14 protein-coding genes are annotated in these 16,526 nt (G+C 54.3%); 7 read left to right on the forward strand and 7 right to left on the reverse strand.

Annotation, left to right across the window (positions count from 1 at the left end; all coding sequences use genetic code 11):
• Positions 1 to 231: 231 nt before the first annotated feature.
• Positions 232 to 1,512 (forward strand): FAD-dependent oxidoreductase, encoded by a 1,281-nt coding sequence (locus J3P76_RS10445; RefSeq protein ID WP_434701866.1) that lies wholly within the window; start codon positions 232 to 234, stop codon positions 1,510 to 1,512.
• Positions 1,513 to 1,623: 111 nt separating this feature from the next.
• On the opposite strand, the gene J3P76_RS10450 is transcribed toward J3P76_RS10445, so the two are convergent.
• From J3P76_RS10450 to J3P76_RS10480, 7 genes are all read right to left on the reverse strand, one after another.
• Entirely contained in the window at positions 1,624 to 4,260 is a 2,637-nt protein-coding gene (locus J3P76_RS10450; RefSeq protein WP_434701867.1) for a LuxR C-terminal-related transcriptional regulator, read from the reverse strand.
• A gap of 252 nt (positions 4,261 to 4,512) precedes the next feature.
• Positions 4,513 to 5,322, reverse strand: a complete 810-nt coding sequence (locus J3P76_RS10455) for an N-acyl homoserine lactonase family protein (RefSeq protein ID WP_434701868.1) — start codon at positions 5,320 to 5,322, stop codon at positions 4,513 to 4,515.
• Positions 5,323 to 5,520: 198 nt separating this feature from the next.
• Complete coding sequence (locus tag J3P76_RS10460) at positions 5,521 to 5,907, reverse strand: carboxymuconolactone decarboxylase family protein (RefSeq protein ID WP_105755704.1); 387 nt, start codon at positions 5,905 to 5,907, stop codon at positions 5,521 to 5,523.
• A gap of 18 nt (positions 5,908 to 5,925) precedes the next feature.
• Positions 5,926 to 6,822, reverse strand: coding sequence for an NAD(P)-dependent oxidoreductase (locus tag J3P76_RS10465; protein WP_434701869.1), 897 nt, complete (start codon positions 6,820 to 6,822; stop codon positions 5,926 to 5,928).
• A 106-nt stretch (positions 6,823 to 6,928) separates the two neighbouring features.
• The gene (locus J3P76_RS10470; RefSeq protein WP_434562954.1) at positions 6,929 to 7,624 is read right to left on the reverse strand and encodes an alpha/beta hydrolase; all 696 of its coding nucleotides are present in this window, start codon (positions 7,622 to 7,624) and stop codon (positions 6,929 to 6,931) included.
• A gap of 14 nt (positions 7,625 to 7,638) precedes the next feature.
• A complete protein-coding gene (locus J3P76_RS10475; RefSeq protein WP_434701870.1) occupies positions 7,639 to 8,595 on the reverse strand; it encodes a VOC family protein in 957 nt (318 codons plus the stop codon).
• A 51-nt stretch (positions 8,596 to 8,646) separates the two neighbouring features.
• Positions 8,647 to 9,702, reverse strand: coding sequence for a maleylacetate reductase (locus J3P76_RS10480; protein WP_434701871.1), 1,056 nt, complete (start codon positions 9,700 to 9,702; stop codon positions 8,647 to 8,649).
• A gap of 427 nt (positions 9,703 to 10,129) precedes the next feature.
• Between J3P76_RS10480 and J3P76_RS10485 the strand changes: the two genes are divergently transcribed.
• The 6 genes from J3P76_RS10485 (at position 10,130) to J3P76_RS10510 (ending at position 16,410) form a co-directional block, all read left to right on the forward strand.
• On the forward strand, positions 10,130 to 10,747 hold the full coding sequence (locus J3P76_RS10485; protein ID WP_434701872.1) for a TetR/AcrR family transcriptional regulator: 618 nt from the start codon (positions 10,130 to 10,132) through the stop codon (positions 10,745 to 10,747).
• Between the two features lie 157 nt (positions 10,748 to 10,904).
• Positions 10,905 to 11,933 (forward strand): Rieske 2Fe-2S domain-containing protein, encoded by a 1,029-nt coding sequence (locus J3P76_RS10490; RefSeq protein ID WP_434701873.1) that lies wholly within the window; start codon positions 10,905 to 10,907, stop codon positions 11,931 to 11,933.
• A gap of 90 nt (positions 11,934 to 12,023) precedes the next feature.
• Positions 12,024 to 12,971 (forward strand): PDR/VanB family oxidoreductase, encoded by a 948-nt coding sequence (locus tag J3P76_RS10495; protein WP_434701874.1) that lies wholly within the window; start codon positions 12,024 to 12,026, stop codon positions 12,969 to 12,971.
• A 141-nt stretch (positions 12,972 to 13,112) separates the two neighbouring features.
• Complete coding sequence (locus J3P76_RS10500) at positions 13,113 to 13,919, forward strand: SDR family NAD(P)-dependent oxidoreductase (RefSeq protein ID WP_434701875.1); 807 nt, start codon at positions 13,113 to 13,115, stop codon at positions 13,917 to 13,919.
• Positions 13,920 to 13,945: 26 nt separating this feature from the next.
• Positions 13,946 to 15,112: a serine hydrolase domain-containing protein gene (locus J3P76_RS10505; protein ID WP_434701876.1), complete on the forward strand. Its 1,167-nt coding sequence runs from the start codon at positions 13,946 to 13,948 to the stop codon at positions 15,110 to 15,112.
• 38 nt (positions 15,113 to 15,150) lie between these two features.
• A complete protein-coding gene (locus J3P76_RS10510; protein ID WP_434701877.1) occupies positions 15,151 to 16,410 on the forward strand; it encodes a cytochrome P450 in 1,260 nt (419 codons plus the stop codon).
• Positions 16,411 to 16,526: the final 116 nt, after the last annotated feature.

Here is a 16,526-nt window from a genome sequence, read left to right on the forward strand (position 1 = left end):
AAGCACTGATTTTGATGAAGACCGCGTGAGCTGCACCTATCGAAGGATAGCGACGTGCACCTGTCGCGAATCTCGCAAGGTCCTGGTGAGCCAACGCTATCTTTGGGTAGGTCATCCCCTAAGCCGTTCAGGAGTAAATGCAGACTGCGTCGCGCGAACAGTCTCGGATTTGCGGTCTTGCTCGCAGACTGCTCTGCGCTGTCCACAAGGAACAACGAACCGGAGTTTTAGATGGCCACAGGTAAACGAGTCATTATCGTCGGCGCAGGACCGACAGGTTTAATCACGGCGCTGGGGCTGGCCCGTCAGGGCGCGCAAGTCACCGTTATCGACCGAGAGCGAGATATCCTGCGTTGGCCCCGGGCGATGGTGTATCTGTCATCTACGTTGAAGGTGCTGGATGAGCTTGGTTTGCTTGAATCCGCTCAGAAAGTCGCGGCGTGGGGTTATGAATACAACCTGCGTTTTATGATGTCGGGCACTGTTGGTCGCCTCAATTTTCGCGATATTGAAGACCTCACTCCTTATGCCTATAACCTGCATTTTGGGCAGGATCTGCTGGCCGAGATTGTGTTGGAAGCATTCCTGAAACTGCCTGGCACTGCCCTTTTATGGGATACCGTTTTCGATACTGTGCTGGAAAGCGATGAGCAGGTTATGGTTTCCGTGCTGACTGCCGAAGGGCCGCGCACGCTTGAAGCAGACTGGTTAATTGGCGCCGATGGTGCCCGCTCGAGTGTCCGGAAAGAATTGGATATCGCATTTGAGGGGTTCACCTGGGACGAAGTCTTCATGGCAACCAATGTCATCTATGACTTTGACAAGCACGGCTACGCACCCTCCACAATGCTTGCGAACGGTGATAACTGGGCGGTGATTGCCAAGATCGACAATAACCATCAGTGGCGAATTGCATATGGCGAAGCTGGCGAATTGTCCGAGGAGGAACGTCTTGCTCGAATCCCCGAGCGTATCCAACAATTTTTCCCGGACCCGGAGCAACCGTACGAACTACTAATGGCTAATTCGTACCGAGTCCACCAGCGCTCCGCCAGTACCTATCGCCAAGGTCGTGTGTTGCTTGCAGGTGATGCTGCCCATGCGACTAACCCTATAGGTGGCCTGGGGTTCACCAGTGGCATTCAAGACGCCGACATGTTGAGCAAGTGCCTGGGTGGGGTCATCAATGAAAAGTATGCCGATGACGCGCTGGATTGGTACGCCTATGAGCGTCGCCGCTGTTTCCTCGAGATCGCCAACCCTACAGCGATTGAGATGAAACGCCGCACGCAGGAAAAGAATCCAGTCAAACGTCAGGAGGATGAGGACAACTTTTTCACGCTGGTGAACGATCGCGACCTGCGACGCCAAGCGTTGACCTCGGTCTTCAACCTTGCTGGTCGTGATTATCGCGCCGATTGGAACGAGGTATATCTGAAAGCCGATGAAACCGGGACTACCCCAAAGCTCGGCGCTCATGGTGGGATTGTCTTCTCGCAAGAGACACACTGACTTCACCTGACCTATCCGGGCTGTCCCCTGCGCAGCAGGTGGAGGGGACTGCTCGATATCCGTCCAGGACGGGCAGGATGTTTGATAACCGATCGTTAATCTTCACCGTTATCAGCGCAATATGCCGAGTTGGCGCGCCCGATCAGCGGCCTGCGTGCGACGACGGACGCCGATCTTGTCGTATATCTGTTGGAGGTACCATTTCACCGAGCCTTCGGTCATCCCTAATTTGCCGCCGATCTCCCGATTGAGCAGGCCCATGGCGACCATTTCCAGAATATCGATCTCGCGGCTATTCAGCGCTCCAAGGATGGGCGAGGGGTCGCTCGTGTCGAGGCTTGGCTTGAGGGTGACGCCCTCGGATCCTTGCATACGACTCAGCAAGTCAGTCGCAAAGGCATCGGCAGGTTCCTTACTCAGGACCGCATTTTTCAGTTGTTCTCGAAGCAGGCTTTCCAGCCACGGTCCTTCATCAAGGAATACGCGGATGAAACCGCAAGGGGCTGCTTGCAATATCGTTCTGCGTAACATGCGCTGAGCTGCCCTATGGTCTCCGGACAGCACCGAAAGGTGGGTGATCAGTAAACCCCAGCGAATCATGTTTCGTATCGCGTCGACATTTTCAAGATACCGGTGCCAAAGCTTTGCCAGGTTCAATGCCTCTGGTAAGCGATCTTCGGCCTGCGCAATTCTGATCCACGCTATGGCGCGCGCTTCATCACGAGTATTTGCTCGTGTGCTGGGCGAGACGTCATTGATCGGGCATCGTAGTCCATTGCGCCGACCCAGGCGGATGACTTCGTCGGTATCTCCCCGGCGCAGTAACCACTTCAGGCGCTCGGCCAAGGTGAACAGTCGCAGGCGTTCGAAGTTATGCTCAGTCGCAAACACATCCGCCTCATCCAGCGTGGAGAATGCAGCGGCTTGATTGCCTTCAATCATCAAAAGACGAGCGCGGGTCAACCAACCGGCAATTGCCTGATCGACGTAGCCGATAAATGTTGCTTGAGGAAGGTAGTGGTCCAGCAAACTTGCTGACTGTTCCAATTCATCGCGCTCGTAGTGAACTTTGGCCAGCAGCACAGCGACCATCGCCGCCAGGGGTGAGCTCTTGCCGGCAAGGTGTTCTGCGGTTCTGAGAGCGTTATTGAGTGCCTGGATCGCTGCGTGTGTTCGGCCAACCATCAGTCTTGAGGGGCCGACAACCGCGTTGTGAAATACTTGGCCCAGGTCGTTGGGCAAGCGCTTCAGGTGCTCCGTAGCCAAAGCATTTAAGCGCTCCACATCGCCCAGTTTGTAATGTTCGCGCTGAGCACTGATCAGCGCCGTGTAAAGGCTGGCCCGTACTACGGGATGGGCGTCGTCGTAAGACTCAAGCAGGGCCTGGGCACGCACTTGCACAGTGGACAGGTCGTCACTCATCAGTGCCCGCATCAACTCACGGTGTTGAAGTAAGTAATTGAGCGAACGCAGCTTCTCTTCCGGTAGCAATTTATCGCGTTCTAACTGATTGATGCGCTGACGAGCCTTCTCCATCAGTTCTGCGCAGGTCTCAAATTGCCAGAGCATTTCAAGCTGCCAAACCTGCGCGAGAAGGATGTAGGGGAAGCGCCCGATGATCTCTCTCGGCAGTTTATCCACCATTTGCCAGGCATACTCCTGGGTCGCAAAAATGTCCTGACAATGGGTGTCCATGATTTCTGCTGCACGGTGCATTTCTCTCGCAGCGAAGGCTTGGTTGAAGGCCTCCAGGTAATCGCCTTGCTCGGAAAACCAGTCGCTGGCGCGGGCGTGCAGGGACAGGAGCAGTCCGCCGTCCTGTTCGCGTAATTCCCTCCTCAGGAACTCAGCGAACAGTGGGTGATAGCGATACCAGGATTGCTGGTCGTCTATGGGGGTCAGGAACAAGCCAAGACCTTCGCATTCGCGCAGCAATTCTTGACTGTGCTCAATTTCTGTCAGTAGATGGCATAGCGGGGCGCACAATCGCTCCACCACAGAGGTGCGCAAGAGAAACGTTCGAATGACTGCAGACTGTCGATTGAATACGTCCTGAAGAAAAAACTCGGCGAACTGTCGTCTGTCGCCGGAGAAGTGGGTGAGGTTGTGGATCAACTCCGGATCGCGACGGAGTTGGATGGCGCTCAAAACCAGGCCGCCGGTCCATCCTTCGAGGCGCCTGCCCAGCGTATGAAGCTGGCGTTGATCGATTCCTTGAACGCCATGCAATTCCAGTAGTGCACTGGTTTCCATGTCTGTCAGATAGAGATCGCGTACGCCTAGGTCGAATACCTTGCCGTGCATTCGAAGTCGCGCTACCGACAGGCAGGGTTCACCGCGGAAACTGAGAGCAAAATGGAGGTTGGCGGGAGCTCGCTCAATTAGCATGGAAAGGACCCGGACGGAATCGCTGCCCGCGAGTTGATGAACGTCATCAAAAATCAGATAGAGAGGCGTCGCCAGGTGCCCATCCAATAAGGCGAGCAAAGCGTTGAGAGCATCCATCAACCCCGTGTCGCCAACTCGGGTCAACTGCCCTGATCGTGCTCGGGGTTGGCCTGCCAGTTCAATCATCGCCTTGAGATACGCGGTGAAAACCGAGAGTTCGCGCTCGGAGCTGTCGATAGCTAACCAGGCAACGCGTTTACCCTGCGCGAGTAAACTCTCGCAGTACTGCGCAAGTACGCAAGTCTTGCCATAACCTGGTGGGGATTGCAGCAGGATCAGCGGGGTGTCGATCGCCTCCATCAGACGGTTCTGGAGGTGTGGCCGCGGGATAAGTTGAGCGAAGCTGGGAGGGTACAACTTCGAACTGAGCAGAGCGATGTTTAAAGCATCCTGCGGTTCCCGAAGGAACTTATGGTTATCACCGCGCATACGCAGCAAGCCTCCAAAAAGTACGGGTCGATGTGTTCGACCTCTTGTAGAATGGTCTGTATACGGAGGCCAAGGGGCAGGGTAGCGCCTCGATACTATCACGCAGACATTGTCCTGCGACCCTCAGCGTCGCTCGATTTGGGGGGCTTTGTGTAAAGCAACAATGTCGTTGATCGGGTCGCCCTCAAAGGGGAAGTACCTGCGCACCATTGGATCGTGTCCTGGGATCACGTGATCCGGCGAGTCGGCCAGGGAGAGTATTTTTTGATATCCATCGAGCATGTCCCCTACGTGGAACACCAAAGGGAATGGCGATTCTTCGATCATATTGTCGTAGTAGTGACTCGCATCCGAGGCCAGGACCACCCAGCCGCGCGACGTATGGACCCGCACGGCCTGCAGTCCCTGGGTATGACCACCAATGTGGATCAGCTCAACGCCCGGAGTGAGTATTGTGCTGCCCTGATGAAAGACGACACGTTGTTGGTAGACGCCCCGTACGATATTGATCACATCATTCACATTGAAAGGGTGACGTAGGGGGGAGTAGCGCATGTAACGGCCTGTCGCGTAGTGCAGCTCCGATTCCTGGAGATGGAACCGGGCGTTCGGTAGCAAATCCACGTTGCCGGCATGATCGTAATGCATGTGGGTAAGGATGACTTCGCGTATGTCTTCGGGAGTTAAACCCAGTAGCTGTAATGCCTGAATTGGACAGCGCAGCAGCGTTCGCCCGCGAGCATCAGCCGCAGCCTGATTAAAGCCGGTGTCCACCAGGTAGTGATTGGACGAGCCGCGAATTACCCAGACGAAATAGTCCATGGGCATCGGACCATCGTGTGGATCTGGAGCTATAAAGTTGTCGCGGCGCGAGCGATCGAGATGTGCATAGCGCACGGCAAATATTTCGTACTCAGGCAGTGGGCGCATCATTTTGACCTCGGCTGCAGAGCAGATGGTTTGCTCCGCGTTTTGGCGATAGTGTTCTGCGTTTCGCGGAGGCCTGCTTCAGCCGGATAATGGTTATGGTGAGAGTCGCGAGCACGCAGTGGAAGTGCTCGCTGAGTGCTGCAATGTTGAGGAGTCGAAATCCCGTCAGGCAATGCATGGCTTCGACGGGAGTATCAGCTGTCAGGAGTTTTGTGCTTCCCACGCGGCGATCGCTTCGCTGGCTACACGAAAGGCGGCCAAAGCCAGTGGCACGCCACAATAGATGGCAGCCTGCATTAGCACTGCACGAATTTCTTCTTTGGTCACGCCATTGGTCAAAGCACCTTTGACGTGTACGGACAGCTCGTGGTGTTGGCTCATCGCAGTCAACGCTGCAAGGTTTACGATGCTTCGAGTCTTGAACGACAGCGTGTCGTCGCCCCATACTTCGCCCCAGCAATACCTGGTTACCAGTTCCTGCATCGGCTTGTTGAATTCGTCAGCGCTGGCCCACGACTTTTCAACGTGTGCAGCACCCAGTACCGCCTTGCGATTGGCAAAGCCTTTCTCGAACGTTTCGTTACTCATCGTCATCTCTCCGTATAGTCAGACTGCAGGAACCTTAGGCACTTCGATCCCGGCCCATTGCTCGAGCACGCAGACCATTCGGGTAAAGTCGGAACTGTCACCGTAGGCAGCGCGAGTCATATTGAGCATCTGGCGAACGGCACTGCCGACCGGCATTGGAATACCCATCGCTTCAGCTTCATCCAGGCACAAACGTGTGTCTTTCAAAGACAGAGCAGTCGTGAAACCGAAGTCGAAGGTGCGCGGCAGCACCGCTCGAGGAAGCTTGTCGACAGTGGCGCTATTACGACCACTGCCAGCATTGAAGACATCCAGCATTACTTGAGGGGCTAACCCGGCTTTGACGCCCATCACCAGTGCTTCGGAAGAAACCGCCAGCGCAGTGACCGAAACCAGATTGTTGACGAGTTTCATCGTCTGCCCCAAACCCGCACCTTCTCCGCAGTAAATCGCTTTACCGAGCAGATGGAGCGTCTGGGCGATTTCATCAAATGCCGCGCCGGGGCCGGAGACCATTAGAGCCAGCGTGCCCTTTGCCGCACCCGCAGCGCCGCCACTGACAGGGCAATCAAGGGCGATGATTTTGTGCGCTGCAAGTTGATTGGCTACCACCTTGGCGACCCGTGGGCCAGTGGTCGACAAGTCGATATAGACACGTACTTTTTTGCCTTCGACTACGCCATTTTCACCCAATGCGACTTTCTCAACGATTTCGGGGGTGGGCAGGCTTACAAATACGATTTCGGTCTTACTCGCCACATCCGCCGCTGACTCGGCACGCTGCGCTCCGAGTGTGGTCAGGCGATTTACCGCGTCGTTATTCAGGTCAAACACCGTCAAGGCTAATCCGGCTTGGACAAGACGCGTGGCCATGGGCTCACCCATGGTTCCGAGTCCGATAAAACCTATGTTCATAGTTGATGCTCTCTTTACCAGTGGTGAAGCAACTGTTCAGGGGATGAGTCGCCTGTGTGCTCCTGTTCCGGTTTGCCACACGGCAACGGACACGGAGTAAGCGAGGTCATGGCCAGGGCATGCGATCTGGCGACTGGGCTGATTCAGGCTGTTTCGTTGCAAGTCGCATCGCACTTCTCAGCAATGTCCTGCTGATCATGATTTCGTCGTCGCAGACTTCATGACTTCGCCCGGGGTAAACCTTCAGTTCGGCGTTGGCGCCCATGGCATTGAAGACTGCCAACGTTTGCCTGGTGCGGTCTAAAGGGACCCAGGGATCTTGATCTCCATTGCTGAGCAATACAGGCATTCCTTCAAGGCAACCGGTTGTTTCCCAACGGGTTTCCTCCGGTCCGATCAGTCCGCCGGTGTACGCCACCAATGCGGCGAAGCGTTGCTGTTTCCTGAAGACGTACTCGCACGCGAGACAGGCGCCTTGCGAGAAGCCGACGATCGCGATGTTTTCGTTTGCAATCCCGCGTTCATTGAACTCGCTCAGCAACTGATCGAGTCGCTCCAGAGCGAAGTCCAGACGTGGTTGGTTATTCGCCAGCGGCTCCATGAACGGGTTGGGGTACCAGGAATTATCCGCGGCATCCAGCGCGATACATGGCATTTCCGAAAGGTTCAGTCGACTGGCGATAGTCAGCATGTCGCTGGATGACTGCGTTCTGCCGTGGATGAATATCGCCACCCAGCCAACGCTCTCAGGCGCTGGACCTGAGCAATGGACGGGTAATGCCAAGTGTGGGTTTGCGCTCATGTCTCCCACCTCTATCAATATTTCAGTGGTTCGAGGTAAGCGATTATTTCTTGTGCCCTGGCCCCTAGTTGGGGAGGGATCTGGATGGATTTACCGAGCGACTCGAAGGGCTCGTCAACGGTGAATCCGGCGGGCTTGGAAACAGTCGCTTCGAACAATGCTCCGCTGGGTGTGCGGACATAGACGGAGTCGAAGTAACCACGGTCTTTGCGGTCAGAGACATCGGTGTAGCCGAGGCCTTCCAGATGCAACTTAACGTTGCGTTGCACGTCGAGGTCCGCCACCTCGAACGCGCAGTGGTGAACAGTACCTTCCCCGTATGCCCATGAACCTTGGGGCAGGTCCGGTTCAAGTTGATAATCGATGACCGCACCGCTGCCGCCGTTGCCTACTTCAAAGCGGGTGAACCGTCCGTCCGTATTGGTCCTGGTGCCGTTCCATCCGTAGTGCATGAATTCCGAAGAGTTCTCCAGGTCTCGCACAGACACCGTAATGCCGTGCGTTCCACGGATGCCGAACCCGGAAGGCACAACACCATTTGAATAGGGCTTGCGATCATCATCTGCAATACCTACCAGCTCGTAACAAATTCCACAGGGGTGGGCGAAATGAAGAAGTTTCTCGCCGAAACGCTCCTGATACTCGGGTTTGAAACCGTGGCTTTCCAGGTGTTTTGCCCAAAACACAAGTGATGACACCGGAACGGAAAGCGCGAGGGTCTTGATTTGTCCACTTCCCGGGCGTCCCTTTCGACCGGATTGGCGCATCGGAAAGCATGTCACCAACGTACTCTCTTCGCCGATATCGTTTCCGTAGTAGAAGTGGTAGATCGGATCGTTACCGTCGTAGAGGCCGGTTTTCTTGACGCTCTTCAAACCCAACACTTTTGTATGAAAGTCGTAGTCATCCTGAGCACTACCCACGTTCAGGGTGATGTGATGATGGCGCAAAATATGGGGATTGAGTTCCATGTCGTCTCCTTTTTCGTTCTTCACGAGCGAGTTGAATTATCGAGTTGCCGATTACGGCCGAGTACCGGCCCAGGCGTTGGCCAGCAATTCGCCAATTGCTTTCGGCTCAATTGCACGCGGATTCCAATAGGGCGACGCGCAGGCAATATCGGTCGCTTTTGCAAGGTCCGATTGCTTCAATCCCAGCTCGGCAAGGCTGGTGGGAACTCCAAGGCTTTTGGCTAAATCGAATAATCCGCGAGGTGCGTTATCGACACCCAGTGCTGCTGCAATTCGAGCCATGGCCGCCGGCGCGGCGTCGAAGTTGTAGGCGGTTGCATGGGGCAGCACTGCTGTGTGAGTTTGGGCATGCGGAAGGTTGAAGGTACCGCCCAGCGTATGGCACAACTTGTGGTGAATGGACATTCCGACCGCACCAAGACATACGCCGCACGCCCACGCGCCATACAAAGCGTCCGAGCGCGCCTCTCGGTCTTGCGGATTCTTGATGATGCGCGGCAGAGCCCGGGCAATCGCTGCAATGCCCTGTTCTGCAAGCATTGAGATCAGCGGATTGGCGTCTTTCGCGTACAGCGCTTCCACAGCATGGGCGATTGCGTTGAGCCCACTGGTGACGGTCATCTCAGCCGGTAGTCCGAGGGTTAGATCGACGTCATACACGATGACTTCAGGTAGGACTTTCAGGGTCTTCTGAGTGGTTTTAATACCGTTTTCAGTTTGACCAATAATAGGCGTGGCTTCTGATCCGGCGTAGGTTGTCGGAATTACGATTTGCGGCACATCAGTGTGCAGCGCAATGGCTTTTGCAAGTCCGATTGTGGAGCCGCCACCCAGCGCTACGACGCAATCCGCCTCGGCCTCTCGAAAAATTTGCAGGGCGTGGAGTGTGACATCAGTAGGCGTGTGCATCGTCGCATTCGCATAGACACCAACAGCCAGATCACCCAACTGCGCGGCAAAGTGTTCGGCTTGCGTCTGTTGCTCAGGCGTACTGAGCAACAGCGCGCGAGCACATCCCAGGCCCCGGATCTCGTCCCCAACCTGGCTCAAAGTGCCTGATCCAAAAATCACTCGCCCGGGCAGGGCATTGAAAACAAATGGTTGCATCCATCTCTCCGCAAAAAAGGTATTCACCTCGGATTTTGAGGTGTTACGCGTCGATGCTGGGTGGACCGGAGCATGGAGATGGCGGGGCGACCTCCAGCCAAACTGGGGTCAGCTGAGGACATCGCCTGACTGTTGTAAAGTCTGCACTCCGGTCCGTGTCCAGTGTTTCTCTTATCCAGACTGGAGATTCATGCAGCAGGGCCAGGCAATCACCTATCAAAAGATAGTGTGGTGAATCATGAGTTAGCGCAGTGTTGTTTAGGATGCCATCAGGGGCAGTCCTACGGATTTCAGATGGCTTGGAGCAGGCCATCGGGTTGGCAAGTTTTCCGGGCTGTGGCGCCAGGTGATACGCTGGCCAGTAATACCAATCGTTAGAGCAGACGATAGATGAGGTCTGCATGTGCTACGACCTGAGGAGGCTGAGTTGAAAGATCGTAAAGATGCCACGGTGGTTTCGCCCATTCGAGAAGCGCAGGCGAGAATGACCAGGGATCGAATTGTAGAAGCGGCCTTTCAGGCATTCTCGGTCAAAGGGTATCAGGCGACATCCGCTACGGAGATCGCTTCTGCCGCAGGAGCCAGCAGAGCGACCTTTTATCTGCATTTTGCTACGAAGGCGGAAATCATCGTTGATGTGATCGAGCGAAACCAGACTGAGCTGTTCCAGCGCTATACCCTTTTTGCCAGAGAGTGCTGCGGCACGGAGAGAGATATCTGTGTTTGGCTGATGGGCAACATCGAGAGTTGGAAGGGGGAAAGCCTTCACTACCAGGCCATGGAGCAGGCTGTTGCCACTGAGCCCAAGGTCGCGCAGCGATGGATCGATAGCATCAGTGAAGCCGCCACTCGATTCACACGCGAGCTTGATCCAGCGTCCAACGCGGACCATTTCAACGATAATCATCGCGCAGTATTGGCCTTGATGATTCAGTTCGAGAGGGTGATGTTTTTTTCGGTTGTCGGCAATCTGCTCGACGTAGAGCCTTTCTGTCGCGTCCTGGCCGCCCAGTGGTGGGCCGTCCTTTCCCGCATCCGCGGATAATTTTCTAACGCATCCTTAGCTCGGAGACACCGTTTGTCATCGGGGAGAAAATTTCGCCTAAAATAGACAACTGTCTACTCAGTTGTCTATTGACAAGTTGCGTTGCCTGAAACAACATGAATTCAATCCCAAAACAACTCCAATCAGAGGATTAATCATGTTTCAACTGAACGCGTGGTACGTCGCCTGTACCCCTGATGAGTTGGTCGAGAAACCCCTTGGCAGGCAAATCTGCGGCAAGAAGATGGTGTTCTTCCGTGGCGCTGATGACCTTGTATGTGCCTTGGAAGATTTTTGCCCGCATCGCGGGGCACCACTCTCTCTGGGGTATGTCGAAAACGGTAATCTGGTCTGCGGCTATCACGGTCTCGCTATGGGCTGCGATGGGCATACCGCCTCCATGCCCGGGCAGCGAGTCGGTGGTTTCCCCTGCATTCAAAAGTTCGCTGCGGTTGAGCGATACGGTTTCATCTGGGTCTGGCCAGGTGATCAATCGTTGGCCAACGCCGACGAAATTCATCATCTTGAATGGGCGCAAAATCCAGAGTGGGCTTACGGCGGCGGTCTGTATCACATCGCCTGTGACTATAAACTCATGATTGATAACCTCATGGATTTGACCCATGAGACTTATGTTCACGCCTCCAGCATCGGACAGAAAGAGATTGATGAGGTCCCTTGCAAAACGTCCGTCAATGACAATGAAGTGGTGACCGAGCGGCACATGCACAGCATCATCGCGCCGCCATTTTGGAAGATGGCGCTTCGGGGTAACGATCTGGATGAAAATGCCCTGGTCGATCGCTGGCAGATCTGCCGATTTACTCCCCCGAGTCACGTGCTCATCGAAGTGGGTGTTGCCCTTGAAGGAAAGGGTGGTGTTCATGCGTTACCTGAACACAAAGCCTCTTCCATCGTGGTGGACTTTATCACTCCGGAAACCGAGACTTCTATTTGGTACTTCTGGGGCATGGCTCGCAATTTCAAACCAGGCGATAATGAGCTGACGGATACAATCCGTGAAGGTCAGGGGAAAATTTTCTCGGAAGATCTGGATATGCTCGAACAACAGCAGAAGAATCTGCTGCTGTATCCGGAGCGTGCGCTGCTTAAACTTAATATTGACTCGGGCGGTGTTCAATCGCGGCGAGTGATAGATCGCCTTATTTCCGCAGAAGTCAGTTAATTAAATAAAACCCTTCAGTGACGTTATTCGCGTATTTGCCTACTGTCTGTGGGTGGGTGTCACCTTTTTGAAATAGCAGGAGATCTGACCGTGATAAGTGTCAGGATTGCCGACCGTAAGTGCGAAGCCCATAATATTTTCAGTTTTGAACTGGTGTCTGCCAGTGGAGAGGCGTTGCCACCTTTCAGCGCAGGCTCCCATATTGACATCCATCTTCCCAATGGGTTGATTCGACAATACTCGTTGTACAATAGCTCGCAAGCTGACCACAGCTACAAAATTGCCGTCTTGCTGGCCCCCGAGGGGCGCGGTGGCTCTAGCGCGATGCACCAGTTACAAACTGGCCAGGAATTAAAGATTAGCCAGCCTCGAAACTTGTTTCCTTTAAGCCATGAGGCGAAAAGGACGCTGTTGTTTGCTGGAGGCATAGGTATCACGCCGATACTTAGCATGGCTGAGAGACTGTCTCAGATAGATGCCGAATTCGAATTACATTACTACAGTCGATCCTCGGAACATGCCGCATTTGCTGAAAAACTAAAAAATTGCAGTTTCTCTGATCGGGTCAACCTGTATTTCGACTCGGAACCGGATACCAAACCGGACCTGGCCTCGATGCTGGCAAACCGAACCCTTGATGAACATCTCTTCGTCTGCGGACCCACCGGTTTCATGAACTTCGTCCTGGATACCGCCCGCACTGTAGGCTGGGGAGAGGCCCGGCTGCATAGAGAGTATTTTGCCAACGAGGCCGCTGATACTAATTCAGATCAAAGTTTTGAAATCACTATTGCCAGTACCCAACAGGTATTGAATGTACCTGCCGAGCGCAGCATCCTGCAGGTGCTGATGGAGAACGATATTGAAATCCCTTACTCCTGTGAGCAGGGTGTATGTGGAACCTGTCTTGTGCGGGTGCTGGAAGGCACGCCGGATCATCGTGACCTTTATCTGTCGGCTAGCGAGAGAAGTGCGAATGATCAGATTCTGACATGTTGTTCCCGAGCGCTTGGGAAAAAGCTCGTGCTGGATATTTGATCGCGCCCCCGTATCTATTGTTGGCTGTCGCCGGCAACGCAAGATTTTTGAAAGTTTAATAAAGTTACGCTGGATCGTGATTGAGATGCGTAATTCAGGCCTGTGCGCACCTGCGTTATTAAAATAACTATAGAGGTTCCTATGAAACTTGAAGGAAAAGTCGCTTTTGTTACCGGTGCCGCATCGGGTATTGGCGCCGCAACGGTTGAACTTTTTGTATCAGAGGGTGCTACTGTAATTGCCACAGATCTGTCCCTGGCAAAGTTGATCGACAAGTTTCAAGATCCACGGATCGAGTGCGTGGAGTTGGATGTGAGTAATAGTAAACTGGTAAGTACAGTGTTTTCCAGCGTCAATAAAAAATATGGCAAGCTCGATATTCTCATTAACGCTGCCGGCATCAATGCACCGACCAAGGAAGCTAACGATAAGTTGGTGAAGGCCAATATCAGCGCTTTTGAAGCAGCTGCTCGAGGTGAGCGATTTCTCCCTGCGTTTCTCGAAGATACGACAGATGAAGAGTTCGCTAAAGTCCTGGCTGTCAACCTGGCCGGTACTTTTTATTGCCTGAGGGCAGCCGCGCCACTCCTGAAAAAAGCCGGCGGCGGGTCGGTAGTCAATATCTCGAGCGTGGCCGCTTTGGTCGGCGTGCCCATGCCTCTTTATTACCCTGCTTCAAAGGCCGCTGTCCTTGGCATGACCCGTTCAGCTGCCGGCGAGTTGGCGCCTCACAACATTCGTGTCAATGCGGTAGCCCCCGGGGCCGTCGATACCCCGCTGCTGAGTTCACAGCCTCCCGAAATCATGGAGAAAATCATCGCAATGCAACCTATCCCAAGAGCCGCACAGCCATCGGAAATTGCCCAAACATTGCTGTTCCTCGCCAGCGACGATGGAGCGTATTACACGGGGCAAACGCTCTGCCCATCCGGCGGCATTTACATGTAATCAAACCCTTGGGTAGGAATAGTCACATGCCAAACAACAATAAATGTTTTGACCCTGCTGCTTTGCAACGCCTGGACGATGCCATCAAGAATGATATCGAGTCGGGGCTGTACGACGGCGCCAATATAATCCTGGCACGCCATGGTCAGATTGGCTATGAAGCCTCGATTGGCTGGGCCGATAAAGAGAGCGGTCGACATTCCGCGCCGGATGATATTTATCGGGTGTTTTCTCTCACCAAGGCGTTTACCAATGTCATGGTGCTTCAGGCCATCGACAGGGGCATCTTGTCACTGACCACCAAGGTCGTAGACTTGATTCCCGAGTTCTATGGCCGGGATCGATTCCGCAGCGGGCGCAAAGACAGAATCAACCTGGGGCATCTGCTCACTCATCGTGCTGGCCTGGTTCCGACGCCTTGCCCGCTTCCCTACGACCAACTGGGCGATATGAATGCCGTGGTTGATGCAATCTGTCAGCTGGATGTGACAGGCGAGCCCGGGATGACACTCAATTATTCCCCGACGCTGAACCACGTACTGATGGCTGAAATGGTTCGGCGCGCCAGTGGCGTAAATCGGTTCAAAGATCTACTGCAGAGCAATCTCTTCGATTCCCTGGGAATGTCCAGTACCGCTTTGGGGGCTCCTGATGCGTGGAGCGATCGGTATGTCCCGATCAGAGCCAGGTTTCCTGATGGTGGCTGGCTCTCGGTGGCAGATATCGAGGTGATGAACGACATCATCAACAGTGAGGCTGAGATGCCTTGGGTTGGGGCGGTATCAACAGCCAGAGATGTGTTCAAGTTTGCCGAAATGCTGCGCTCTGCCGTCAAAGGCGCTGAGGGCACGATCATAAGCTCGGCGATGATGGACGTCGCAACGACCAATCAGACGGGTGACCAGCCAAGCGACCTCTATAAAGCGCTGGCGGAAGCACGGGGTTGGGAAGTTCCTCCTGCCAACTTCGGCTTGGGGTTTGCACTTTCAGGATCCGGTCTCTATCCGTCCTATTTTGGACCAACTACCAGCCCCCGGACATTCGGAAACTACGGGGCTGGCTCCACGCTTTTCTGGGTTGAACCGGCACGGCAAGTCACATTCGTATGCCTGACCGCCGGGATCATGGAGGAAAGTGAAAACCTTTTGAGATTTCAGCGCCTTTCAACCTTGGCTATCGCTGCAGCCATCTAATACCTCTCTCCAGTTTTCCTCAAGGCAGGAGCCCCACCATGATTCGTTGCCCTTTTAATCACTCCGCACCGGCAGAGTTCGACCTCTTCAGCAATTTCTATTTGAATGATCCTGCAGCTGTATTCCAGGGCGCCAGGGAAAATACCCCGGTATTTTGGTATGAGCCCATAGGTGCATGGATCATTACTCGCCGCGCGGATGTTGACGCAGCTCTGATGGATTGGGAGCTGTGGTCATGCCAGTCTAACGGCGCGTTCATTGAAATCCCGGCTGAGTACTCTTCGATCGTGAGTACCGAGCTCATGAGCGAGATTATGATCGGTATGGACCCGCCTAAGCATACGGCTGCTCGCAAAGTCGCTCAGAAGGGTTTTCTCAAGCCCAATATCGCCAAACTCGCACCGGAAATTGAGGCTCGTGCCAACAAAATTCTCGACAAGCTGGCGCCTGCCGGCGCAGCAGAGTTCATGGAGAGCTATTGTCTGGAATTGACCACTCAAACCTTGATGGCGCTCTTGGCGCTCCCTCCAGAAGATGAAGGTTTCATCCGCCAACTGCGAGACGATCATTTCCGTGTTCTCGCCAGTGGTCGTGAACCGATACCTGAACCGGAACGTTCAACCGTCTGGCAGCGGTACGCAGCGGCACAAATTCATCTGCGCAAACTTGTTGACGAGCGACGGGAAAGTGAAGAGAGCGATATCATTTCCATTATGGCGCGCGCGCGCGAGCCTGATGGGTCGCATGCGCTTTCCAAAGAGCGAATCTCAATGCACCTGACGGAGTTTGCTGCGGCGGGAACAGACACCACTGCCCAAGCGATGGCAAACGGGATCACGTTTTTATCTCAGCACCCTGATCAACTGGCAGATGCACTTGGTGATCCCTCCCTGTGGCCGAAGGTCTTCGAAGAAACGGTTCGACGCAGGCCATCCGCTCCGTTCTCTTCGCGTGTTGCGACCAGGGACACTGAGGTGGCTGGGGTAAAAATCAAAAAAGGAGACTTCGTGTGGCTTGCATTGGTGAGTGCAAACACCGATCCGGCCGGTGTAGTCGACCCGATGGTTTTCAATATCCATCGCGAAGTGTTGGATGAGCAGAGTCACTACGCCTTCACCAAAGGACGCCACACTTGCCTGGGTGCACCTCTAGGACGCCTCCAGGGAACGATTGGTCTGCGCGTTGCCTATGAACGTCTGAAGTCGCTCCAAACCAAGCCTGATCAGGCACCGGACTTTCTGCCGCTGGCACTGCTGCCGATTCGTCGTTCCCTCCAAGTCCAATGGGATGCCACATAAAAGATCTATTGGTAAAGAATGCTCTCGCAGGCCCGAATACCAGGATAGCCTCGCGGTTCGGTGACCTGCGCGATCAAGACTACGTATACATCTAATAATAATAGTCCGGAGTCACT

Origin of the sequence: Pseudomonas sp. D1-36 (assembly GCF_051132205.1) — a bacterium.
Lineage (GTDB): Bacteria > Pseudomonadota > Gammaproteobacteria > Pseudomonadales > Pseudomonadaceae > Aquipseudomonas.

Coding starts and splice junctions, on each gene's coding strand:
- J3P76_RS10445 (WP_434701866.1), top strand. CDS start 232: ATGGCCACAGGTAAACGAGTCATTATCGTCGGCGCAGGACCGACAGGT.
- J3P76_RS10465 (WP_434701869.1), bottom strand. CDS start 6,822: ATGAACATAGGTTTTATCGGACTCGGAACCATGGGTGAGCCCATGGCC.
- J3P76_RS10510 (WP_434701877.1), top strand. CDS start 15,151: ATGATTCGTTGCCCTTTTAATCACTCCGCACCGGCAGAGTTCGACCTC.
- J3P76_RS10460 (WP_105755704.1), bottom strand. CDS start 5,907: ATGAGTAACGAAACGTTCGAGAAAGGCTTTGCCAATCGCAAGGCGGTA.
- J3P76_RS10500 (WP_434701875.1), top strand. CDS start 13,113: ATGAAACTTGAAGGAAAAGTCGCTTTTGTTACCGGTGCCGCATCGGGT.
- J3P76_RS10505 (WP_434701876.1), top strand. CDS start 13,946: ATGCCAAACAACAATAAATGTTTTGACCCTGCTGCTTTGCAACGCCTG.
- J3P76_RS10455 (WP_434701868.1), bottom strand. CDS start 5,322: ATGATGCGCCCACTGCCTGAGTACGAAATATTTGCCGTGCGCTATGCA.
- J3P76_RS10450 (WP_434701867.1), bottom strand. CDS start 4,260: ATGGAGGCGATCGACACCCCGCTGATCCTGCTGCAATCCCCACCAGGT.
- J3P76_RS10480 (WP_434701871.1), bottom strand. CDS start 9,702: ATGCAACCATTTGTTTTCAATGCCCTGCCCGGGCGAGTGATTTTTGGA.
- J3P76_RS10470 (WP_434562954.1), bottom strand. CDS start 7,624: ATGAGCGCAAACCCACACTTGGCATTACCCGTCCATTGCTCAGGTCCA.
- J3P76_RS10490 (WP_434701873.1), top strand. CDS start 10,905: ATGTTTCAACTGAACGCGTGGTACGTCGCCTGTACCCCTGATGAGTTG.
- J3P76_RS10475 (WP_434701870.1), bottom strand. CDS start 8,595: ATGGAACTCAATCCCCATATTTTGCGCCATCATCACATCACCCTGAAC.